Source organism: Streptomyces sp. NPDC056373 (assembly GCF_042262425.1).
Taxonomy (GTDB): Bacteria; Actinomycetota; Actinomycetes; order Streptomycetales; family Streptomycetaceae; genus Streptomyces.
Genome location: NZ_JBHJPX010000009.1, coordinates 413629 through 436295, shown reverse-complemented (window position 1 = coordinate 436295; position 22667 = coordinate 413629). Strand labels below are relative to the sequence as shown.

Here is a 22667-nt window from a genome sequence, read left to right as displayed (position 1 = left end):
CTGCCCTTCCAGGTGCCGGACGCGGGGGGGGGCGGGGGGGGGGCCCCCGCGTGGGGCGCCCCCCCCCCCGCCGCGGCCCCCCCCCCCGGGGGGGGGCGCGGGACCGTCCGGCGGGATCGCTGTGTCAGGCATTCGGGCGCGCGGCGCTGATGTCGCCGAGCGCCGACTCCGGGTCGCGCTCCATGGCCATGTCTCCCAGCGAGACGACGCCCACGGGGTGCCCGTGGTCGACGACCGGGATGCGGCGCACGGAGTGCTCGCGCATCAGCTCCACCGCCTGGGCCAGACCCTCGTCGGGGCCCACGGTGACCAGCTCGTCGCTGCACGCGCCGGCCACGCTGATCCGCTCCGGATCGCCGCCCTTGCTGACCGTCCGCACCACGAGGTCACGGTCCGTGACCAGACCTCGGAGGTGGTCGCCGTCCGTCACCAGGACGGCCCCGAGGTCCTCGTCGCGCATGATGCGAGCCACCTCGGCGACGGAGGTCTGCGGCTCGACGGTGACCGGGTCGCCGGTCATGATGTCGCGGACATACTGAGCCATGATCTGTCTCTACCTCTTCCCTGGACTTCGGCTCGTGGCGGTCTCTGCGTCCCGCGCCACGCCGGGTACCCGGCCGTCCCGGGGCATCACAGGTGCGGCCGGCCTCCCCCGGCCGGTCGCGGACCAGGGCGACGTGCGGGTTGTCCGAAGTGCGCGGAGGCCGGACCGGGGAGCCGGGTGGTGGCGATCACCTGAGTGGCGGCGGCGCGCATGGCCGTCATGAGGCGGGGCATTGGAAAACCTGCGGTCCGGGCGCCTACGGTCGTCCTCGTCCGAGTCATCGCCGCACTGTTCGACCGCGGCCCGTCTCATGGAGATGCACCCACCATGTCGAAGATCCTCTTCGTCGTCACCGGCGCCGACACCTGGACCCTGGCCGACGGCACCGCGCACCCCACCGGCTTCTGGGCCGAGGAGGCCGTCGCCCCGTACGAGGCGTTCCGGGCCGCCGGTCACGAGGTCGTCGTGGCCACGCCCGGCGGTGTCGAGCCCCCCGTCGACCGGGCGTCCCTGGCTCCCGAGGTGAACGGGGGGCAGGAGAACGCCGACCGGATCGCGAAGGCGCTGGAGTCCTTCACCGAGCTGCGGCATCCCGTACGGCTCGAGGACGTCCGGCTGGAGGACTACGCGGCCGTCTTCTACCCCGGTGGCCACGGCCCGATGGAGGATCTGGCCGTGAACGCCGACTCCGGCCGGCTGCTCGCCCGGGCCCTGGAGTCGGGCAGGCCGCTCGGTGTCGTCTGCCATGGCCCGGCCGCGTTGCTGGCCGCTGTCGGGGCCGACGGCCGCAATGTCTTCGCCGGCTACGAGGTAGCTGCGTTCACCAACGCCGAGGAGGTCCAGGGCGGCCTCGCCGACCGGGCCGCCTGGCTGCTCCAGGACCGTCTCACCGAGGCCGGGGTGAGTGTGCGGGCCGGGGAGCCGTGGGCCCCGCACGTGGTCACCGACCGCAATCTGGTCACGGGCCAGAACCCCGCGTCGTCGGCGCCGCTGGCGGAGGAACTGCTGAGGCGGCTGGGCTGAGCCGTCGCGCCCGCCGGGGCCGGAGATGTTCGGGGCTCCTTCCCGGACCGAAGGTGCTCAGCGGCCCGGCGGGGGCCGGACGTCCTCAGCGGCACGTCCGGGCCGGAGATGCTCAGCGGCCCGCCCCGGAACGAAGGTGCTGCGGCCCGCCCCGGGCCGCACGTGCTCAGCGCCCCAGCACCAGCTCCGCCCACACCTGCTTGCCGCCGCTGACGGGCAGGGTGCCCCAGGTCGCGGCGAGAGCCTCGACGAGGAGGATGCCCCGGCCGCCGGTGGCCTCCCAGCCGATGCTGGCCGGTCTGACCGGTGAGCGGGGGGAGGCGTCGGCGACGGCGATGCGCAGCCGGTCGTTGATGAGGGTGAGGTCCATGCGGACCTTGCCGTCGGTGTGCACCAGGGCGTTGGTGACCAGTTCGGAGACGACGAGGAGCGCGGCGTCGTACTCGGCGGTGACGCCCCAGGAGCGCAGGGTGCGCCGGGCGAAGCGGCGGGCGTGCCCGACGGCCTGCGGCACCCGCCAGACGGTCCAGGTCTCCCGCAGCGGGCGCAGGTCCATGCCGTCGTAGCGCAACAGGAGCAGGGCGACGTCGTCGCTGCGCGGGGCGCTGCCCAGGAGGGCGTCGGCGACCAGCCCCAGATCCGCGGGGGCGGCGTCCGCCAGCCGCTCGGCGAGGTGGTCCATGCCTACGTCGATGTCGGAGTCGGGCGTCTCCACGAGCCCGTCCGTGGCAAGGGTGATCACGGTGCCGGGCGGGAGCCGCAGCGGGCTCATGGGGAAGTCGGCCCGCGTGACCACCCCGAGAGGCGGGCCGCCCTCGGCCTCCGCGATCTCGGTCCGGCCGTCGGGGTAGCGGAGCACCGGCGGCAGATGCCCGGCCCGCACACACCAGGCGGCGCCCTCCTCCAAGTCCACGTCGACGTAACAGCAGGTGGCGAAGAGGTCGCTCTCCATGTCCGTCAGCAGCCGGTTGGCGTGCGCGACCACCACGTCCGGCGGGTGCCCCTCGACGGCGTAGGCGCGCAGGGCCGTGCGCATCTGGCCCATGAGGGTGGCGGCGCCCGCGCTGTGGCCCTGGACGTCGCCGATGACGAGGGCGACGTGGTGGTCGGGCAGCGGGATGACGTCGTACCAGTCGCCACCCAGTTCGAGCCCGGCCGTGCTGGGCAGGTAGCGGGCGACGGCCATCGCGCCCGGCAGCCGGGGCAGGCTGCGCGGCAGCAACTGGCGCTGGAGCATGCCGACGAGTTCGTGCTCGGCGTCGAAGGCCCGGGCCCGGACCAGGGCCTGTCCGGCGAGGCCGGCACAGGCGGTGAGCAGGGCGCGTTCGTCGGTGCCGAAGTCGTGCGGGGTGTCCCAGCCGATCAGGCAGGCGCCGGCCATGCGGTTCCCGGCGGGCAGCGGCAGGACGGCGAGGCCACCGGGGCCCACCTCGGCCAGGGCGCGTTCCAGGGGGCTGCCGGCGGGCCAGATGCGGGCCCGGCCCTCGCGCAGTGCCGCGGCGAGGGTGGGCATCGCACGCACGGGCGCGTCGGGCCACTCGGTGCGCCACTCCGACCGCCACAGCTCGGGCCAGGCCTCGGGTTCGGGCGGGTCGAGGACGGTGACCACGAGACGCTCGCTCTCCAGCTCGGCCAGGGCGATCCGGTCGGCCCGCAGCGGCCTGCGCAGCGCGGCGACCACGGCCTTGCCCACGTCGCGGACGGTGACGGCGGTGGCCAGCGCGGCGGCCAGGCGCTGGACCCGGGCCACGTCGGTGACGTCGGAGCGCAGCGTGGAGACGTCGACGACCGTGCCCACGAGCCGTGCCGGGCGGCCCTCGCCGCCGGGCAGCAGGCGCCCGCGCAGCCGGAGCCACTTCGGCGGACCGGCGGGCTGGAGCACCCGGAACTCCAGCTCGCGGTCGCCGATCGACATGTGGTCGGCCTCCACCACGGACATCAGCGACGGCAGGTCCTCGGGGACGGTCAGGCTGAGCAGTGTCTCGACCCGGCCGTCGAACTCCACCGGGTCCAGGCCGAACAGGTCCAGCAGGTCGTCGCCGACCCGGACGCGGCCGGTGTCCATGGCGAGCGTGAAAGCGCCCGGTGGCAGCTCGCCGGCCTCCGCGGGCGCGGCCGGGGCGGTGAAGGCGACCGCGTCGGAGATGAGCTCCAGGCACCCGAGGTCGTCGGCCGTGAAGCCCTCGGGGCGTTCGCTCACGGCCAGCAGGCAGCCGCCGTCCCCCTGGACGGGGAGGGCCGTCAGGAAGAAGTCCTGGGAGGGCACGCGCCGCGCCTGGGCGTGCTCGGCGAGTTCCGCCGGTCCCAGTGACACCGGTCGCCCGCTGCGCAGGGCCTCGGCGACGGGGGACCGGCCGGCGCGCGGATAGCTGTCGCGCAGTCCGTACAGGGTCCTCGGGACTCCGGCCGACTCCATCAGGGACAGCAGCTCACCGTCCTCGCCGGGCGCGTAGACAGCCGCGAGCGCCGCACCGGCGAAGACGAGGGCCTGTTCGAGGACGCGCCGCAGCCGTTCGGGCGATGTCTGATCGATCGCGATCGCCTTGAGGGCACCTTCGGCACGCAGTGTCCGCGTTCCGCGCTCCTGGGCGCCCTGACTGACCACGTTGGCCATTACAGCGCTAATGAGACACCTGCGCAGCCCCTGCGGGCGTTCCGTGGACCGGCTCCGACGCGGTCGCTCGAATGAAACCGAACATGTCTTAACGCATGCGTTCCGCACGGTGTTCTCGTGACAGGCGTGACTGTGCGTGCACGGCGGGTGGCTGGAAAGCTCGGTGCTCGTCAGGAGGGGGACGCATGGACAAGCGGTACGAGGTGTACGCGCTGGCCGACCGGCACTTCTACGAGACGCCGGACCGGCTGGCGCGGGGCGCGCAAGGGACGGCCGCCCACCTCTACGAGACGGCCCGCCGGCCGCTGCCCGAGGGCTGGGAGTCGGCCCGGATCGGCGACTGGCAGACGATGACGCCGCTCGGCCCGGACGGCGAACCGCTGCAGGGCCCGGCCCAGGGGTGGAAGATCCACGCCTCGGCGACCCGGGCGAACGCGGAGGATGTCGCCCGCATCGTGTGGGACTACTGCGTCGAGCGGCGTGTCCCCTTCAAGTTCGTGCCGGGACCGCACCTGCTCCACCTGCGCAACACCAAATACGCGCCACGCGACGGCAGCGGCAAGTTCGTCACCGTCTACCCGGCCGACGAGGAGCAGCTGCACCGGGTGCTGCGCGAGCTGGGCGCACTGCTGGAGGGTTTCGAGGGGCCCTACATCCTCACCGACCTGCGCTGGGGCGAGGGGCCGCTGTACGTGCGCTACGGCGCCTTCGCCCGTGCGTTCGTCGTGGACGAGCGGGGCTCGCTGGTGCCGGCGGTGCGCGACGGCGAGGGGCGGCTGGTGCCGGACCGGCGGTCGCCGTCCTTCCAGGTGCCCGAGTGGGTGACGCTGCCGGCGTTCCTCCAGCCGCATCTCGACGCGCGGAACAACACGACGACGGGCGAACTGCCGTACCGCATCGAGAAGGCGCTGCACTTCTCCAACGGCGGCGGGGTGTACGCCGGTACCGACACCCGTGACGGGCGCAAGGTCGTCCTCAAGGAGGGCCGGCCGCACGCGGGGCTCGCCTCGGACGGCGCCGACGCGATCGCCCGGCTGGAGCGGGAGAAGCGGGCGCTGGAGCAGGTCGCGGGCACGGGCGTGGTCCCGGAGGTGCGCGACTGGTTCGAGCTCGGCGGGCACCGCTTCCTGGTGATGGACTTCCTGGAGGGCCGCCCCCTCAACGCCTTCTTCGCGGAGCGGCATCCGCTGCTCACCCAGGACCCCGACGCGGAGGCCGTCGCCTCCTACACGGCGTGGGCGCTGCGCATCCACCGCAGGGTGGAGGAGGCGGTGGCGGCGGTGCACGCCCGGGGCATCGTCTTCAACGACCTGCACGTCTTCAACATCATGGTCGCCCCGGACGAGGAGACGGTGTTCCTCCTCGACTTCGAGGCCGCGGCCCCGGTCGGGGAGAACGGCCGTCAGGTCGTCGCCCACCCCGGGTTCTTCGCGCCTCCGGACCGCCGGGGCGCCGACATCGACCGCTATGCGCTGGCCTGTCTGCGGCTGGCCCTGTTCCTGCCGGTGACCACGCTGTTCGTGGTCGACCGCGGCAAGGCGGCGCATCTGGCCGAAGTGATCTCGCAGCAGTTCCCGGACGTGCCGCGGGAGTTCCTCGACCAGGCGGTCACCGAGATCACGCGGGAGGTGTCCGGCCGTACGGTGGCCGCTCCCTCCGCGCCGGTGGACCCCGGCGACTGGCCATACAGCCGCGACTCGATGGTCAAGGCCATCCTCGCCTCGGCCACCCCGGAGCGCGACGACCGGCTCTTCCCCGGCGATGTCGCCCAGTTCTCCGACGGCGGCGGGCTCGGGCTCGCGCACGGCGCCGCGGGGGTGCTGTTCGCGCTGGACGCGGCCGGTGCCGAGCGGTACGAGGAGGGCGAGCGCTGGCTGCTGGACCGTACGGCCCCGGCCCCGGTCGGCACCCCGCTCGGCCTGTACGACGGGCTCGCGGGCGTCGCCCTGGTCCTCGACCGGCTCGGGCACCGGCAGCGGGCGCTGGACCTCGTCGAGGGCATCCTCGCCGAGCGGTGGCAGAACCTCTCCTCCGACCTGCACGGCGGGCTGGCCGGGCTGGGCCTCGTCCTCGGGCACCTGGCCCGTACGACCGGCGAGGCGGCTCTGGGCGAGCGGGCGCACGAGGCCGCGCGGATCCTCGTCCAGCGCCTCACCGAGCCGGTTGCGGCCACGTCCCGGCCGCGCGCCGGACTGCTGCGCGGGGCGAGCGGTACCGCCCTGCTCATGCTGCGCCAGTACGAGTGGACCGGCGAGGAGGCCTGGCTGGAGGCGGCCGCCGTGGCCCTGCGCCGGGACCTGGCGTCCTGCGTGACCCGCGAGAACGGGTCGCTGGAGGTCGACGAGGGCTGGCGGACCCTGCCCTACCTCGGCGACGGCAGCGCGGGCCTCGGCATGGTCCTCGACGACCTGGTGTCCCACTCCCCCGGCCTCGCCGGGGAGTTCGAGACAGCGCGTACCGGTGCACTCACCGCGGCCACCTCCCGCTTCTACGCGCAGCCCGGGCTGTTCCAGGGCCGCGCCGGAATGGTCCTGCACCTCAGCCGCACGACCACGCCGGGCGCGACCGAGGACCGGCTGGCCTCGCAGATCGCCGGGCTCGGCTGGTTCGCGATGGCCTACCAGGGCCAACTGGCCTTCCCCGGCCACCAGATGATGCGGCTCTCCATGGACCTCGCCACCGGAACGGCAGGGTGCCTGCTGGCGCTCGGCGCGGCCCTCGACCCTGCGACCGACGCCCATCTGCCGTTCCTCCCGCCGCCCGGAAGGCGGCCCCAATGACGCGGTTCCGCGATCCCGCGGAGTCGTGACACCACCCCGTCCCCACGGATGACCACGGACGGACACCCAATGGAAGGACACACCATGGCACTTCTCGACCTGCAGACCATCGAGACCGAAGAGCGCACCACCGGCGGCGGCAACAGCACGGTGAGCCTGCTCTCCTGCATCAGCGCCGCGAGCGTTCTGCTCTGTCTCTGATCTACGGTCTGCACGCTCCGGGCGGCTCTCTCCCTTCGGGGAGGGGCCGCCCGGGGCCCTTCCCGTCCCAGGAAAGGCCGGTATGACCTCGCGCGGCGACGACGACCCGGCGGCCGGACACGCGCGCACGCTGCTGCGCACGGCCACCCGGTACAGCCGGTCCCGCTGTGTGGCGCTGTGTCTGGTGAGCATCGCCTCGACGGGTGGCGGACTGCTGCTTCCGGTCGTGCTCGGCCGGGCCCTCGATCTTCTGCTGGCGCACGCCCCGGCGACCCGCTGGGTGCTCTGCTGCGCCGGCCTCGTCCTGCTGCTCGGTCTGCTCGACGCGGCCCAGACCGTCCTCACCGGCACCCTCGACGCCCGGACCACCGCATGGCTGCGCCGCCGGCTGACCGGGCACGTCCTCGGCGTCGGACCGCGCGCCGCGGACCGCTTCGGCTCGGGTGACCTCGTCGCCCGCCTGGTCGGCAACGCCGCCGAGGCGGGTACCACTCCGGCGGCCCGTGCGGCGCTGCCGGCCGCGCTCGCCGGTCCCGTCGGCGGGGTGGTCGCGCTGGCGCTGATCGACTGGTGGCTCGCGGCCGTGTTCCTCGCCGGAGCCCCCGTGCTGGCCCTTCTGCTGCGCGCCGTCTCGCGGGACACCTCCGAGACCGCGTCGCGCTATCAGCAGGCCCAGGGCCGGATCGCGGCCGCGCTGGCCGAGGCGGTCGAAGGGGTCCGCACCGTCCGCGCGGCCGGCACGGAGCGCCGCGAGACGGCCCGTGTGCTGCGGCCGCTGCCCGATCTGTCCCGGGCCGGGCACCGCATGTGGCGGGTCCAGGGCCGGGCCGCGGCCCGTGCGGTCGCCGTGGCGCCGCTGCTGCAGCTCGCGGTCGTGGCCGTGGCCGGGGTCCTGCTCAGCCGGGACCGGCTCTCGGTGGGCGAGGTGCTCGCGGCCTCCCGGTACGCGGTGCTCGCGACCGGCGTCGGTGTGCTGGTCGGGCAGCTCGCGGGCCTGGCCCGGGCCCGGGCCGCGGCCCGGCGCCTCGGCGAGGTCGAGACCGAGCCCGCCACCGCGTACGGCGCCCGCCGGCTGCCCGACGGCCCCGGGCGGCTGGAGCTGCGCGGGGTGACGGCCCGGCGCGGCGGACGCACCGTGCTCGACGGGGTGGACCTCGACCTGCCGGGCGGTACGACGCTGGCGGTGGTCGGCCGGTCCGGCTCCGGCAAGTCGCTGCTGGCCGCGCTCGCCGGACGGCTGGCCGACCCGGACGACGGCGAGGTGCTGCTCGACGGTGTGCCACTGCGCGAACTGCCGCACGACGACCTGCGCGGCGCCGTCGGCTACGCCTTCGCCCGGCCCGCCCTCCTCGGCGGCACGGTCGGACAGGCGATCGGCCTCGGCCTGCCCTCCCCCTCCCCCGGCCGGATCCGTGAAGCGGCCCGCACGGCCCTCGCCGACGACTTCGTACGCCGCCTCCCCGACGGGTACGACACGGCCGTCGCCGACGCCCCCCGCTCCGGCGGCGAGTCCCAGCGGCTGGGCCTCGCCCGGGCGTTCGCACACGGGGGACGCCTGCTGATCCTCGACGACGCCCTCTCCAGCCTCGACACGGTGACGGAACGCCGCATCACCGACGCCCTCTTCGGCGACGGCCCCGGCAGCACCCGGCTCCTGGTCGCCCACCGCGGCGCGACGGCCGCGTGCGCCGATGCCGTGGCGTGGCTGGACGAAGGGCGGGTGCGGGCGGTGGGACGGCACGAGGAGCTGTGGCGGCAGGCGGAGTACCGGGCGGTGTTCGCGGACGGCCCGGGCTCCGCCGGCTCCCTTGCGGGCGACGGCGGATCACAGCCGGTCCCGGGCCCCCGGGGGCGGGACCAGCGGGAAGGACGTAACGGCATGAACGGCCGGACGCGCGGGGGTGCGGCCGACAGAGGCGGGACGAGCGGCGTGAAGGACGTGACGGCATGAGGGGCCGGACGTGCGCGGATGCGGCTGTCGGGGACGGGGTGCGGAAATGACGTCCTCCACCGGCCTCCCCGCCCGGGGCCTGCGCTTCCTGCTGGCCCACCGGCGGGTCCTGGTGCGGCTCACCGTCTGGTCCGTGCTGGAGACCGGGCAGACCTTCCTCATCGGGTACGGCCCCGCCCGGGCCCTGGACGAGGGGTTCCTGCGCGGCCGGGCGGACGTCGGACTGCTCTGGCTGGCGGTGACCGGCCTGGGGGTCCTGCTGGGCGCGTACGGCACCGCCCGGGTCTACGCCGCCGTCGCCGACCTGGTCGAACCGCTCCGGGACAGGCTCGTGGAACGGGTGGTCTCGCGCGGGGTGCGCAGTGGTGACGCGGGGTCGCTGTCCGGGCTCACCCAGCAGGTGGAGATCGCCCGGGACACCTTCGCCGGACTGGTCATGGTCTCCCGCTCCTTCGTGTTCACCTCCGTCGGTGCCCTGGCGGGCCTGTTCGCGCTCGCGCCGCCGCTTCTGCTGGTCGTGGGACCGCCCCTGGCCGTCGGTACGGCGCTGTTCGCCGCGACGCTGCGGCCCCTCGCCCGGCGGCAGGAGACGTTCCTCGTCGCCGACGAGGCGCTCGCCGGTGACCTCGGCACCGTCTGCCCGGGCCTGCGCGACATCACGGCGACCGGCGCGCAGGCACAGATCGCCGCCGGTACCGGGGAACGCGTCGAGGCGGAACTGCGGGCGGCGCGCGCGCTCGCCCACTGGGGCGTGCTGCGGGTGGCGTCCCTGACGATCGGCGGGCAGCTGCCGATCGTGCTGCTGCTCGCCGCCGCCCCCTGGCTCCTGGCCCACGGCGTCTCCACGGGCGCCCTGGTCGGCGCCCTCGCCTACGTCACCCAGTCCCTGCTCCCGGCCCTGCGCAACCTGATCCACGGCCTGGGCACGAGCGGCTCCCGCCTGACGGTGGTGCTGCGCAGACTGGCCGGGCCGGACACCGCCGACGACACCGCCCCGCCTGTCCCGGCGGCAAGCCCTCGCCCGGCGGACGCCACCACGGCTGCCGGGCCCCGGCCGGCCGGCGATCCCCGTTCCGCCCACCGCACGGGCGCGCCCCACCCGGACGGGAACACCCGTCCCGCGCAGCACACCACCACCGTCACCGGCCTGCCCCGAGCCGCCGCCGAGCCTCCCCCGGCCGTCTCCCTCACCTCGGTCACCTTCGCCTACGGCCCCGCCAGCGCGCCCGTCGTCCACGACCTCGACCTCGACCTCGCACCTGGAGCGCACCTGGCCGTCGTGGGTCCCAGCGGCACCGGCAAGTCCACGCTCACCGCGCTCGTGGCAGGGCTGCTCACGCCGTCGCGCGGCACCGTCCGGGTCGGCGGACACCCCGTGCCCGGCCCGGGGGCCGCCGCCTCGCGGGTGCTCATCCCGCAGGAGGCATACGTCTTCGGCGGCACGCTGGCCGAGAACCTCGCCTACCTGCGTCCGGACCCGGTGCCCGAGGAGGAGCTGCTGGCCGCGGCCGAGGCGGTGGGCCTCACCCCGCTGGCCGACCGGCTCGGGGGACTCGACGCCCGGGTCGAGCCCCCGGCTCTGTCGGCCGGCGAACGGCAGCTGGTCGCGCTGACCCGGGCCTATCTGTCGTACGCCCCGCTCGCCCTGCTGGACGAGGCGACCTGCCATCTGGACCCGGAGACGGAGGAGCGCGCGGAGCGGGCGTTCGCCGGGCGGCCGGGCGGGACCCTGGTGGTGGTGGCCCACCGCATCAGCTCGGCCCGCCGCGCCGACCGGGTCCTGGTGATGGACGGCCGGAGCACGGCCTGCGGCGGTCATGAGGAACTGCTGCGGTGCTCCGCGCTGTACCGGGACCTCGTCGGCAGCTGGTCTCCCGCACCGGCCCGATAGGCCCTGTCGTTCACATCGGCGCCGCCGTGCGGTGCGGTTCTTCTCGGCCGACCCGCGCGCGCCCTGCTCCGCGTGGCCGGGAGGTCCGAACGACAGGGCCCCGGGGTCAGAGCCAGCCCTGGCCCTGCGAGATGCGTATGGCGTCTATGCGGTTGCGGGCCCCGGTCTTGCGGGTGATGGCGGCCATGTAGTTGCGCACCGTCCCGCGGGACAGGTGCAGGCTCCCGGCGATCTCCGCTATGGAGGCTCCCTCGGCCGCGAGGGTCAGCACGCTCAGCTCTCTTCGGGTCAGCGGCATCTCGGCCGCCTTGAGGAACCCGAAGCCCAGCGAGTCGTTGACGAAACGTTCCCCCTCGGCAACACGACGGATCCCGCGCAGCAGATTCTGCGGGGATCCCTCCTTGTCGACGTACCCGAGCGCCCCCGCCTCGACCGCCCGCTTCAGCAGGCCCGGCCGGTTCGCGGTGGCGAGCACGAGTAATCGGGGGCGCGCGCGGTCCGGCCCCGGCCGGCACAGCTCGCCCAGCGGGGGGATGCCGTAGGAGTCCGCGCACTCCAGGTCCGCCGCGCACACGTCCGGCCGGACCGACCGCACCATGCCCGGCGCGCCACGCCACGACGTGTCGTGCACCGCCAGATCGGACTCCTGCCGCAGCCACTCCGCCAGCACCGACCGCACCAGACACTCGTCCTGGACCAGAAGCACCCGGATCACTGCCACCCCCTCCGCTCGCCGTACGCCCCCTCGTGTTGAGCGCGTGCCCCATTGTTAGCGACGGTGACCCTCCGTGTACACGAGAAACCAGCCATCAGGAGGCGCGGGGGCGCACGCCCTGCACCCGTACGCCCGCCCACGCTTCGACCACGGGGGCATGGGTCGGGACGCTCGGGGTACGGGATTCGCCCCTGTCGGCCCGGTATGCCTGTGACCGACGGTAACCGGCACCGTTCGGGAACCGCTCGTCGTGCGGGACGGGCCGCCAGGGGGGAGATTTGTTCCTGAACCCGGTCGCGCGGCCGTGCGAGGAGGTGGTCGGCGTGTCCGAAGGGCAGTCGTCCGCGCAGGCGCCGGCAGCCGCCAGGACGCCGGTCGGCCGTCCCCTGCTCTCGCTTGCGCTCGCCTCGATGATGGACGAGGTGCACGCCCACTCCGGCGCCGTCTACCTGATGGCTCCGGATCAGCCCGTACTGGAGATGGCGGTGATGGCCGGACTGCCCCGGGCGTTCGCGGCGCCCTGGGAGCGGGTGGGCCTGAGCGCGCCGATCCCGGTCGCCGACGCGGCGCGCGAGCGGCGGCTGGTGTGGGTCGGCGGCGAGGAGCAGATGGCCCGCCTCTATCCGCGGATCGCCGTGGTGCTGCCCTACCCCTTCGCCCTGGCCGCGGTGCCGGTCGCCACCGAGTCGACCGTCTACGGCGCGGTCTTCGTGACGTGGCCGGGCGCGCATTCGGCGGAGATGTCCGACCACGAACGTGATCACCTGACCGCGGCCTGCGGCCGGCTGGCGGTCCGGCTGGAGCGGGCCGCCGAGCACAGCATCCCGCCGCACCCCGAGACCGACCTGCTCGCCTCGCCCCTCGTGGGCGGCATGGCCGGCACGCTCGGCACGGTCGAGGCGGCCCGGATGGTGAGCCGGCTGCCCTACGGGCTGGTCTCGCTGGACCTGCACGGACGGGTCGGGTTCGTCAACGCGGCGGCGGCCGAGCTGCTGAACGTCCCGGTCAGCCGACTGCTCGGCACCCAGCTGTGGGCGTCGGTGCCCTGGCTCAACGACCCGGTCTACGAGGACCGGTACCGGGCGGCGCTGCTCAGCCAGCACGTCACCTCGTTCGTGGCGTTGCGTCCGCCCGGGGAATGGCTGTCGTTCCGGCTGTACCCGAGCACGACCGGCCTGAGCGTCCGCATCACCAGGTCCAGGGCCGTCTCCCGGATGAACCGGACCACGCCGCCGCCCGACGGGGCGCCGTCCCGGCTGGTCACCATCTCGCAGGTGCTGGACCTGGCCGGCGCGCTCACCGAGGCGGTGGGCGTGCAGGACGTGGTGCAGCTGGTCGCGGACGAGATCGTTCCGGCGGTGGGCAGCCAGGCCCTGGTCGTGCTGGGCTCGCGGGCCAAGCGGCTGCAGGTGCTCGGGCATCGCGGCTACCGGGACCCGCACGTGGTGGAGCGGTTCGACGGGATGCCCCTGACCGAGCCGACACCGGGTACCCAGGTGCTGCGGACGGGCGTGCCCGCGTTCTTCGAGTCGCAGGAGCAGCTGGAGCGTCTGTACCCGGCACGGCTCTCGACCCCCGACGGGTTCGCGGCCTGGGCCTTCCTGCCACTCATCGCCCAGGGCCGGCCGGTCGGGACCTGCGTGCTCTCCTACGCCGAGCCGCACCCCTTCCCGACCGAGGAGCGGGCGGTGATGACGAGCATGGCCGGGCTGATCGCCCAGGCTCTGGAGCGGGCGCTGCTCTACGACGCCAAGCACCGGCTCGCGCACGGTCTGCAGGAGGCCCTGCTGCCGCACTCGCTGCCGTCGCTGCCCGGCATCGAGGCGGTCGGCCGCTATGTGCCGGCCACTCAGGGCATGGACATCGGCGGCGACTTCTACGACCTGGTGGGCGCCCAGGGGCGTGCCGCGGCGGTGATCGGGGACGTGCAGGGCCACAACGTGACGGCGGCCGGACTGATGGGGCAGGTCCGCACCGCGGTGCGGGCGTACACGACCGTGGGGCAGGCGCCGGAGGAGGTCATGCGCAGCACCAACAGGCTGCTGCTCGACCTCGGGTCCGACCTGTTCGCCAGCTGCCTGTACCTGCGGCTCGACCCGGAGCACGGGCGGGCCGTGATGTCCCGGGCGGGGCACCCCCCGCCACTGCTGAGACGGCCGGACGGGCGGGTGCGGGTCCTCGATCTGGCGGGCGGCCCGCTGCTGGGCATCGACGCCTCGGCGGTGTACCCGACGACGGAGGTCGCCCTGCCCCCGGGTTCGCTGCTCGTCCTCTACACCGACGGGCTGGTGGAGTCCCCCGGTACGGACTTCGAGGAAGCCCTCGCGGATCTGGGCCGGCGGCTGGCCGACGCCGGGGACCAGCCGCTGGACGAACTGGCCGACAGTCTCGTCCGTCATGAGCGGCACCGCGCGGACGGGGAGGAACGGCTCGATGACATCGCCCTGTTGCTGATCAGGGCCCTCGGGTAGGGCCGGTGGGCATCGGCAACCGGTCCGCGACGCAGGGGAGCCGGTCCGGTTCCGCCAGGAAGGGGGCGGAACCGGACCGGCTGCGTCGGACCGGCTGCCGACGGCTCTGCGGGGGTCAGCGGGACTCGGTCAGACCGGAGTTGTCCTCGACACCCTGACCCGCGCCCTGACCGGCACCCGCGCCTTGACCGGCACCGGCGCCCGCTTCGTCGCCTCCGGCCTGCTCACCGGCACCGGCTCCGGCCTCTTCACCGGCTCCGGCACCCGCACCGGCTTCCTCACCGGCACCGGCCTCTTCACCGGCGCCCGCTTCGCCACCCGCACCGGCCTCCTGGCCCGCACCGGCCTCCTCGCCCGCGCCCGCGCCGGCCTCGTCACCGGCACCGGCGCCGCCGCCTGCGGCACCGCCCGCGCCGAGGGTCGCGCCGACCGCCTCCAGCGCGGTGGTCACCGGCTGGAAGAACGTCTCGCCGCCGGCCGTGCAGTCACCGCTGCCGCCGGAGGTCAGGCCGATGGCGAGACCGTCCTGGGTGAACAGCGAGCCGCCGCTGTCGCCGGGCTCGGCGCAGACGTCGGTCTGGATGAGGCCGGTGACCGTGCCTTCGGGGTAGTTCACCGTGGCGTCGAGGCCGAGGACCTGGCCGTCGTTGAGCCCGGTGGTGCTGCCCATCCGGAAGACCTGCTGCCCGACGGTCGCCTCGGCGGCCTCGGTGATCGGGACGGTCTGGTCGCCGGTGTTGACCTCGCTGGGCGCCTGGGTCGCCGGGTCGTCGTACTTCACGAGTGCGAAGTCGCCGTTGCCGGGGAAGGTCGCCTGGTCGACCGTGGCGATCGGCTGACCGCCCTGGGTGTCGGACCACTCGTTGCCGCCGAGGGTGCAGTGACCGGCCGTCAGGAAGGCCGGGGAGCCGTCGCCGGCGGTGACGTTGAAGCCGAGGGAGCAGCGCGAGCCGCCCGCGAAGATGGCGTCGCCTCCGGAGACGAACGGCTTGAAGGTGCCGGAGGACTTCTTGAGCGTGGCCATGCCGGAGCCGAGCTCCTGCACGGTGCTCTCCAGTCTGTCCCACTTGGCACCGGTCACGGTGCTGTCGGCGGTCACCAGGAGCTTGTTGGTGCGCGGGTCGATCGACCACGAGGTGCCCGCGATGGTCGCCTCGGACTTCAGCGTCGACGCGCCGTCCTGGAGCTCCGACCAGCTGTTGTCGACCTCGCGGACCTTCGCACCGGCCGCCTTCGCCTTCACGATGACGTTGTTGTCGTCGCCCGGTACGACGTTGACGACGAGCTGCTTGCTGTCGCCGTCGTAGTAGGAGCCGCCGAACGCCTCGCCGAGGAGCCCGGAGAGCTGCGAGGCGAGATCCGAGGCGTCGCCCGCCTTCAGGGTCTTCGGCGCGGCAGCCGCGTCGCCGGACGAACCGTCCTGCGAGGCGTTGGCGTTGGGGAGCAGGATCGCGGCCGCGCCGAGCGCCACCACGCCGCCCGCCGCTATCGCGGCCTTGCGCTTCGGAATTCGCTTGTGACTCAAACTTCTCTCCTCCTGGGGGGAACGGAGTAGGTGCCGCCGTCCGGCAGCTTCTGGGGGGCGCCTGGATGGCTGTTGGTACGCACGTGCCGCACGGGGCGTTCAATTCCGATTGCAAGTGATCCCTTCGCATCGCGGAATCAGCCAACTCCCGCCGCGCGCAAGCCGACCGCCCGTGCCGTGATCGTCCTGTTCACGTGGGCCGGTCCAGCAGGGCGGGCCGGGGCGGCCCGCGGCGCGTCATGGCCGGATGACGGCCTTTCAGGACCGAGCGCCGTCCCGGCATGACGGAACGGAACGCTCCGTATCCGGCCGGAAACGATCTGTCGCAATCACGGACTCAAACCCCGGCTTCAGCGAATCTGCACATCGACTGCTCAACCCGGTCACCGAAAGGAGGGTTATCCACAGCCCGGCCGCGCCGGTCACGCCTTTGGGGCGGGAGTGCCGGATTCGCCACCCGGTGACTCAAGGGCCGGGATGCGCCGATGCGGTGGCGCATGTGAAGAACTCGCCCCCAAGCGGTGCGCAGACCTCCACGGATCGGTGCCGTTGGGGCGCAAGTTGCCTGGTGAGAGGGGTGGTTGATTGGAAGCGCGGAGCAGCGGCGTGCTTTGATCCATCGCACCGCGGGGGCCGCTCAGGGCACTCGGAAACGAATGTCCGGCGCTCGCGGTCGCGGCCGTCATCTGTCCCCAGAGGGGGCCGCTCCCCCCTTGTGAGATATCCATATGAAGGGAAGTTCCACCATGAACTCCACCCCCCAGGTTGAGACCGTCGAGATCGCTGACGCCCAGCTCGACGCCATCTCCGGCGGCCTGTCCGTGAACGCCGTGAACACCGTCACCGACACCGTCGACGGCATTGCCCCGGTCTCCGGCCTGGTCGACACCGCCGTCGGCACCGTCGAGGGCGTCACCGGCCTGAACACGGCCCCGGTCACCGGCCTGGTCTCCGGCCTCTGATCGAGCCTTTGTGCCGTTGATTCCCGGAACCGCAGCCGGCGGTTCCGGGTTCTTCGGGTTCCGTGACCACCTCTTCCACGGGTGAGGGAAGTTCCTTGCAGTTCCGCCAACAGGCCCTCGCCAAGCTCCAGTCACCGGAGGAACTCGACCTCCCGGTGCGTTTCGCCCGTCCGCAGGGCTGGCTCGTGCTCTCGGTGACGGTCGTCGCCATGGCGGCCGCCTCGGTGTGGGCCGTGACCGGCTCGGTGACCTCCACGGTCAGCGCGCCCGCCATCATCACGCACGGGCAGGGCAGTTACCTCCTGCAGAGCCCCGTCGCGGGCCAGGTCACCGCCGTGCTCGCCGAGCAGGGCCAGCAGCTGCCCGCGGACTCCCCCGTACTCAAGGTCCGTACCGCCAAGGGCGAAGCGGTCGTCCGTACCCTCGCCGCGGGCCGGGTCTCCGCGCTCGCCGCGACCGTCGGGCAGATCATCCAGACCGGCGCGAACGTCGCCGCCGTCGAGAAGGTCGCCCACACCGGCGACCCGCTCTACGCCACCGTGTACGTCCCGGCGGAGAACGCCGCCTCGGTCCCCGACGACGCGGCCGTGGACCTGACCGTGCAGTCGGTGCCGACACAGGAGTACGGCGTGCTGCGCGGCCATGTGAAGTCGGTCGACCGCTCGGCCCAGTCCCCGCAGACGATCGCCGCGTTCCTCGGGGACAGCCAGCTGGGCGAGCAGTTCACCAAGAAGGGCAGGCCGGTGGCCGTGACGGTGCGGCTGGACAAGTCCTCCGCCACGAAGAGCGGTTACCGGTGGTCGTCGGCGGACGGGCCCCCCTACAGGCTGACGTCCATGACGCTGGCCTCCGGTTCGATCCGGCTGGCCGACCAGCGCCCCGTCGACTGGCTGCTGCCATGAGCGCGACCGCACAGGAGCCGCGGAGCAGGCGCCGCGCCGCCCCGCCCAAGCGCAAGGTCCCCAAGGCCCGGGCGAAGACCGTCCGCACCCCCACCGTGCTCCAGATGGAAGCCGTGGAGTGCGGCGCCGCCTCCCTGGCGATGGTGCTCGGCCACTACGGCAAGCACGTCCCGCTGGAGGAGCTGCGCATCGCCTGCGGTGTCTCCCGGGACGGTTCGCGCGCCAGCAACCTCCTCAAGGCGGCCCGCTCCTACGGCCTGACGGCCAAGGGCATGCAGATGGACCTGGCCGCCCTCGCCGAGGTGAAGTCGCCGGCCATCCTGTTCTGGGAGTTCAACCACTACGTCGTCTACGACGGCATGGGCCGGCGCTTCGGACGCCGCGGCGTCTACATCAACGACCCGGGCAAGGGCCGCCGCTTCGTCCCCATGGAGGACTTCGACGGCAGCTTCACCGGTGTCGTGCTGGTGATGGAACCCGGCGAGGACTTCACCCGGGGCGGCCGCAAGCCGGGCGTCCTGGGCGCGATGCCCGCCCGGCTGCGCGGCACCGCGGGCACCATGCCCGCCGCGGTCCTGGCCAGTCTGCTGCTGGTGGCGGTCGGCGCGGCGGTGCCCGCGCTCAGCCGCACCTACATCGACGAGTTCCTGATCGGCAACCAGACCTCGCTGCTCGGCGTGCTGTTCGCGTCGATGGCGGCGTGCGTGCTGCTCACGGTGGTGCTGACCTGGCTCCAGCAGGCCAACCTGCTGCGCGGCCGCATCATCTCCTCCACCCTCTCCAGCGCCCGCTTCCTGCGGCATCTGCTGCGGCTGCCGGTGACGTTCTTCTCCCAGCGCAGCCCGGCCGACCTGGTGCAGCGGCTGCAGTCCAACGACGCCGTGTCCGAGACCCTGTCCCGCGACCTCGCCGCGGCGGGCGTGGACGCGATCGTGGTCGTCCTGTACGCGGTGCTGCTGTACACCTACGACCCGCAGCTGACGTTCGTCGGCATCGGCGTGGCCCTGCTGAACATCGTGGCGATGCGGGTCGTCATCAGGCTGCGCGCGACCCGCACCGCGAAACTGCGCGCGGACACGGCACGCCTGACCAACACCGCCTACACGGGCCTTCAGCTCATCGAGACGATGAAGGCGACCGGCGGCGAGGACGGCTACTTCCGCAAGTGGGCCGGGCAGCACGCCACCACCCTGGAGGAGCAGCAGCGGCTCGGCGTGCCGAGTGCCTGGCTGGGTGTGGTCGCGCCGACGCTCGCCACCCTCAACAGCGCGCTGATCCTGTGGATCGGCGGCATGCGGGCGGTCGAGGGGCACATCTCCGTCGGTCTGCTGGTCGCCTTCCAGGCCCTGGTCACCCGTTTCACGGCCCCGCTGACCCGGCTGAACGGTGTCGCGGGCCGCATCCAGGACTTCGCCGCGGACGTGGCCCGGCTGAAGGACGTGGAGAACTTCAAGGCCGACCCGCTCTACGGCCGCCCCGGCTCCGGCGAGTCCACGCGGCGCCTCCAGGGCCATGTCGAGCTGGAGAACATCACGTTCGGCTACAGCCCCCTCGACAAGCCCCTGCTGTCCGGCTTCGACCTGACCGTCGGCCCCGGTCAGCAGGTGGCGCTGGTGGGCGGCTCGGGCAGCGGCAAGTCCACGGTGTCCCGGATGATCTCCGGGCTGTACGCGCCCTGGGAGGGCGTGATCCGTATCGACGGGCAGCGCATCGAGGACATCCCGCGCGGTGCGCTGGCCGCCTCGGTCTCCTTCGTCGACCAGGACGTGTTCCTCTTCGAGGGCACTGTCCGCGACAACGTGGCGCTGTGGGACCCGTCGATCCCGGACGACGCGGTGGAGGACGCGCTGCGCGACGCCGCCCTGTACGACGTGATCACACGCCGCCCGGGCGGCATCCACAGCAAGGTGGAGCAGGACGGCCGCAACTTCTCCGGCGGGCAGCGCCAGCGCCTGGAGATCGCGCGGGCGCTGGTGCGCCGGCCGAGCATCCTGGTGCTCGACGAGGTGACGAGTGCGCTGGACGCGGAGACCGAGCAGGTCGTGATGGACAACCTGCGCCGGCGCGGCTGCGCCTGCGTGGTGATCGCGCACCGGCTCAGCACGGTCCGCGACAGCGACGAGATCGTCGTCCTGCAGCACGGCACGGTCGTGGAGCGGGGACGGCACGAGGACCTGGTGGCCCGCGGCGGAGCGTACGCGGCACTGGTCAGGGAGCGGTGAGATGACGGCCGTTCACGAAGGACACGACGGCGACCTGGTGCTGGGCGCCTTCGGGCAGATGGGCTCGCGCATCGACTGCGCCGGGTTCAACCGACTCGACCTCGAAGGCCCGCAGGTGCTGTGGCTGGTCGCGTCCGGTGCCGTGGATCTGTTCGCGGTGGACGCAGGGCAGCAGGGTCACTGGCACCATCTGGGCCGGCTGGAGGCGGGCTCGCTGGTGCTCGGCCCGGTGCCGGGCCCGCAGCACACCCTGGTGGCCCGGCCGCTGCGGGACTGCGTGGTGCACCGCATCGGCCTGCGCGAGCTGTACCAGCCCGCCAACACGGCGACCTGGTCGTACGACGAGTACGGCAACCCGCAGTACGTGCCGCCGACGACGAGCCCGCTGGAGTACGCGCTCGCCCTCGGGGTCGGCCGCAGTCTGTCGATCCTTTTCCAGGCGCCGATGGCCACCGAACGGGCCGCCGCGCCTGGGGGTCCCCCCGCGCGAGCGTATTCGAGCGTGGGGGACGACGACGACGTGTTCTGGATGCAGGTGCCGCCGGGCAGCGTGCAGTACGGCTCGCTGTACGGCGCGGAGGCCGCGGCCGACCTGCTGATGGATCCCGCGCTGTGGCAGTCCATGGTCGACCAGCAGTACCGGCTGCTGACCACGCTGGACCGCTGGATCGAGCAGCTGGAGCAGACCCACGAGACGCGTACGGCCGAGGGCATCAAGGCCGGCGAGGCGGTGCGCGCCCAGGCGGACCAGACGCTGCTGGCCTCCATCGGCAAGCGGTCGGGCAAGCGGACCACCTCGGCCGACGCCGACGCCACGTACGCGGCCTGCAAGCTGGTCGGGCAGGCGGCGGGGATCCGGATCACCGAGCCGACCCAGAAGGGCACCGGCGGCGACCGCCTCGATCCGGTGGAGCAGGTCGCTCTGGCCTCGCGGGTGCGCACCCGGGCGGTCCGGCTCGACGGCCACTGGTGGCGGGACAACGTGGGGCCGCTGGTCGGCCAGCGAGCCCTGTCGGGGGCGCCGGTGGCGCTGCTGTGGCGGCGCGGCGGCTATGTCGCGGTGCATCCGTCCACCGGGCGCGAGACGCCGGTCGAGAAGGCCAACGCCGACGAGTTCGAGCCGCGCGCGGTGATGTTCTACCGTCCGCTGCCGGAGCGCGGGCTCAGCCCGCTGGGGCTGCTGCGGTTCTGCATGCAGGGCATGCGCGGCGATCTGACGGGGCTGTTGCTCAGCGGTCTGGTCACGGTGGCGATCGGCGCGCTGGTGCCCGTCGCCACCGGCAAGGTGCTGGGCGAGTTCGTGCCGAAGGCGCAGACCGGCCTGATCGTGCAGGTGTGTCTCGCGGTGATGCTGAGCAGTGTGGTGGCCGCGGCCTTCATGCTGTTGCAGAACCTGACCATCCTGCGGATCGAGGGCCGGATCGAGGCCACGCTCCAGCCGGCGGTGTGGGACCGGCTGCTGAGACTGCCGACGAAGTTCTTCACCGAGCGCTCCACCGGCGAACTGGCCAGCGCGGCCATGGGCATCAGCTCGATCCGCAGGCTGCTGGCGGGGGTCGGGCCGACGGTCGCCCAGTCGGTGACGGTCGGCGTGATGAACCTGGCGCTCTTGTTCTGGTTCAGCGTGCCGATGGCGATGGCCGCGATCGGCATGCTGGTCGTCATCGCGTCGGTGTTCCTGGCGCTCGGGCTGTGGCAGGTGCGCTGGCAGCGGCGTCTTGTGGTGCTGGCCAACAAGCTGAACAACCAGGCGTTCCAGACGCTGCGCGGTCTGCCGAAGCTGCGAGTGGCCGCCGCCGAGAACTACGCGTACGCCGCGTGGGCGTCGGAGTTCGCGCGCAGCCGGGAACTCCAGCAGAAGGTCGGGCGTATCAAGAACCTCACGACGGTGCTGGGCGCGGTGTACCTGCCGCTGTGCACCCTGCTGATGTTCATGCTGCTGGCCGGTCCGGCCCGGGGCTCGATGTCGGCGGCGGCGTTCCTCACCTTCAACACCTCGGTGACGATGGTGCTGACCTCCGTCACCCAGCTGACGGGCTCGTTCGTCTCGGCGGTCGCCGCGCTGCCGCTGTTCGAGGAGATCAAGCCGGTGCTGGACGCGACGCCGGAGGTGCGTACGGCGAGCACCCGGCCGGGTCCGCTGACCGGGGCGATCGAGGCGCGGCGGGTGTCCTTCCGTTACGCGGACGACGGCCCCCTGGTCCTGGACGACGTGTCGTTCGAGGTGCGGCCGGGCGAGTTCGTCGCGGTCGTCGGCCCGAGCGGCTGCGGGAAGTCGACGCTGCTGCGGCTGCTGATCGGCTTCGACCGGCCCGTGTCGGGGAGCGTGCTGTACGACGGGCAGGACCTGGGGGCCCTGGACCAGTCGGCGGTGCGCCGCCAGTGCGGTGTGGTGCTCCAGCACGCGCAGCCGTTCAGCGGTTCGATCCTGGACGTCATCTGCGGCACCGAGCCGTACACGCCCGAGGAGGCGATGGCGGCGGCGGAGATGGCGGGTCTCGCCGAGGACATCAAGCGGATGCCGATGGGGCTGCACACCATCGTCGCGGGCAGCGGAGCCGTCTCCGGCGGCCAGCGTCAGCGGCTGATGATCGCCCAGGCGCTGATCCGCCGGCCGCGCATCCTCTTCTTCGACGAGGCGACCAGCGCGCTCGACAACGAGACACAGCGCACGGTCATCGAGAGCACCAAGGCCCTCAACGCGACCCGGGTCGTCATCGCGCACCGGCTGTCGACCGTGATGGACGCCGACCGGGTCGTGGTGATGGAGGACGGCAAGGTCATCCAGCAGGGCCCGCCCGCCCAGCTCCTCGCCGACACGAACGGGCGGCTGCACGAGCTGGTGCGGCGGCAGATGGCGTGAGCC

At 73.4% G+C, this 22667-nt stretch carries 14 protein-coding genes; 10 read left to right on the top strand and 4 right to left on the bottom strand.

The window, feature by feature from the left end; all coding sequences use genetic code 11:
- Positions 1–124 precede the first annotated feature (124 nt).
- Positions 125–544, bottom strand: coding sequence for a CBS domain-containing protein (locus tag ACFCXS_RS21735; RefSeq protein WP_376644985.1), 420 nt, complete (start codon positions 542–544; stop codon positions 125–127).
- Positions 545–871: 327 nt separating this feature from the next.
- Between ACFCXS_RS21735 and ACFCXS_RS21730 the strand changes: the two genes are divergently transcribed.
- On the top strand, positions 872–1567 hold the full coding sequence (locus ACFCXS_RS21730) for a type 1 glutamine amidotransferase domain-containing protein (protein WP_376644984.1): 696 nt from the start codon (positions 872–874) through the stop codon (positions 1565–1567).
- A 166-nt stretch (positions 1568–1733) separates the two neighbouring features.
- On the opposite strand, the gene ACFCXS_RS21725 is transcribed toward ACFCXS_RS21730, so the two are convergent.
- The gene (locus tag ACFCXS_RS21725) at positions 1734–4181 is read right to left on the bottom strand and encodes a SpoIIE family protein phosphatase (RefSeq protein ID WP_376644983.1); all 2448 of its coding nucleotides are present in this window, start codon (positions 4179–4181) and stop codon (positions 1734–1736) included.
- Positions 4182–4366: 185 nt separating this feature from the next.
- Between ACFCXS_RS21725 and lanKC the strand changes: the two genes are divergently transcribed.
- From lanKC to ACFCXS_RS21705, 4 genes are all read left to right on the top strand, one after another.
- Entirely contained in the window at positions 4367–6961 is a 2595-nt protein-coding gene (gene lanKC / locus ACFCXS_RS21720) for a class III lanthionine synthetase LanKC (protein ID WP_376644982.1), read from the top strand.
- A gap of 84 nt (positions 6962–7045) precedes the next feature.
- The gene (locus tag ACFCXS_RS21715) at positions 7046–7162 is read left to right on the top strand and encodes a SapB/AmfS family lanthipeptide (protein ID WP_104784284.1); all 117 of its coding nucleotides are present in this window, start codon (positions 7046–7048) and stop codon (positions 7160–7162) included.
- An 82-nt stretch (positions 7163–7244) separates the two neighbouring features.
- Positions 7245–9113, top strand: a complete 1869-nt coding sequence (locus tag ACFCXS_RS21710; RefSeq protein ID WP_376644981.1) for an ABC transporter ATP-binding protein — start codon at positions 7245–7247, stop codon at positions 9111–9113.
- A gap of 46 nt (positions 9114–9159) precedes the next feature.
- Positions 9160–11004 (top strand): ATP-binding cassette domain-containing protein, encoded by a 1845-nt coding sequence (locus tag ACFCXS_RS21705; protein WP_376644980.1) that lies wholly within the window; start codon positions 9160–9162, stop codon positions 11002–11004.
- Between the two features lie 106 nt (positions 11005–11110).
- On the opposite strand, the gene ACFCXS_RS21700 is transcribed toward ACFCXS_RS21705, so the two are convergent.
- Positions 11111–11719: a LuxR C-terminal-related transcriptional regulator gene (locus ACFCXS_RS21700; RefSeq protein WP_376644979.1), complete on the bottom strand. Its 609-nt coding sequence runs from the start codon at positions 11717–11719 to the stop codon at positions 11111–11113.
- Between the two features lie 314 nt (positions 11720–12033).
- Between ACFCXS_RS21700 and ACFCXS_RS21695 the strand changes: the two genes are divergently transcribed.
- Complete coding sequence (locus tag ACFCXS_RS21695) at positions 12034–14190, top strand: SpoIIE family protein phosphatase (protein ID WP_376645004.1); 2157 nt, start codon at positions 12034–12036, stop codon at positions 14188–14190.
- Between the two features lie 115 nt (positions 14191–14305).
- Here the strand turns inward: ACFCXS_RS21695 and ACFCXS_RS21690 are convergent, their stop codons facing one another.
- Positions 14306–15715 (bottom strand): S1 family peptidase, encoded by a 1410-nt coding sequence (locus tag ACFCXS_RS21690; protein ID WP_376644978.1) that lies wholly within the window; start codon positions 15713–15715, stop codon positions 14306–14308.
- Positions 15716–16461: 746 nt separating this feature from the next.
- On the opposite strand from ACFCXS_RS21690, the gene ACFCXS_RS21685 reads away from it, so the two are divergent.
- From ACFCXS_RS21685 to ACFCXS_RS21670, 4 genes are all read left to right on the top strand, one after another.
- Positions 16462–16677 carry a hypothetical protein gene (locus tag ACFCXS_RS21685; RefSeq protein ID WP_003994898.1) on the top strand — a complete coding sequence of 72 codons (216 nt, stop codon included), beginning with the start codon at positions 16462–16464 and terminating at the stop codon, positions 16675–16677.
- Between the two features lie 95 nt (positions 16678–16772).
- Positions 16773–17579, top strand: coding sequence for an HlyD family efflux transporter periplasmic adaptor subunit (locus tag ACFCXS_RS21680; protein WP_376644977.1), 807 nt, complete (start codon positions 16773–16775; stop codon positions 17577–17579).
- Positions 17576–19801 carry an NHLP family bacteriocin export ABC transporter peptidase/permease/ATPase subunit gene (locus ACFCXS_RS21675; protein WP_376644976.1) on the top strand — a complete coding sequence of 742 codons (2226 nt, stop codon included), beginning with the start codon at positions 17576–17578 and terminating at the stop codon, positions 19799–19801. The genes ACFCXS_RS21680 and ACFCXS_RS21675 overlap by 4 nt, the downstream gene beginning before the upstream one ends.
- A gap of 1 nt (position 19802) precedes the next feature.
- Positions 19803–22664 carry an NHLP bacteriocin export ABC transporter permease/ATPase subunit gene (locus tag ACFCXS_RS21670; protein ID WP_376644975.1) on the top strand — a complete coding sequence of 954 codons (2862 nt, stop codon included), beginning with the start codon at positions 19803–19805 and terminating at the stop codon, positions 22662–22664.
- Positions 22665–22667 lie beyond the last annotated feature (3 nt).

Bases quoted from the DNA above. Each gene is read 5' to 3' on its own strand.
- ACFCXS_RS21670 (WP_376644975.1), top strand. From the start codon at position 19,803: ATGACGGCCGTTCACGAAGGACACGACGGCGACCTGGTGCTGGGCGCC.
- ACFCXS_RS21705 (WP_376644980.1), top strand. From the start codon at position 9,160: ATGACGTCCTCCACCGGCCTCCCCGCCCGGGGCCTGCGCTTCCTGCTG.
- ACFCXS_RS21730 (WP_376644984.1), top strand. From the start codon at position 872: ATGTCGAAGATCCTCTTCGTCGTCACCGGCGCCGACACCTGGACCCTG.
- ACFCXS_RS21715 (WP_104784284.1), top strand. From the start codon at position 7,046: ATGGCACTTCTCGACCTGCAGACCATCGAGACCGAAGAGCGCACCACC.
- ACFCXS_RS21685 (WP_003994898.1), top strand. From the start codon at position 16,462: ATGAACTCCACCCCCCAGGTTGAGACCGTCGAGATCGCTGACGCCCAG.
- ACFCXS_RS21725 (WP_376644983.1), bottom strand. From the start codon at position 4,181: ATGGCCAACGTGGTCAGTCAGGGCGCCCAGGAGCGCGGAACGCGGACA.
- ACFCXS_RS21710 (WP_376644981.1), top strand. From the start codon at position 7,245: ATGACCTCGCGCGGCGACGACGACCCGGCGGCCGGACACGCGCGCACG.
- ACFCXS_RS21675 (WP_376644976.1), top strand. From the start codon at position 17,576: ATGAGCGCGACCGCACAGGAGCCGCGGAGCAGGCGCCGCGCCGCCCCG.
- ACFCXS_RS21735 (WP_376644985.1), bottom strand. From the start codon at position 544: ATGGCTCAGTATGTCCGCGACATCATGACCGGCGACCCGGTCACCGTC.
- lanKC (WP_376644982.1), top strand. From the start codon at position 4,367: ATGGACAAGCGGTACGAGGTGTACGCGCTGGCCGACCGGCACTTCTAC.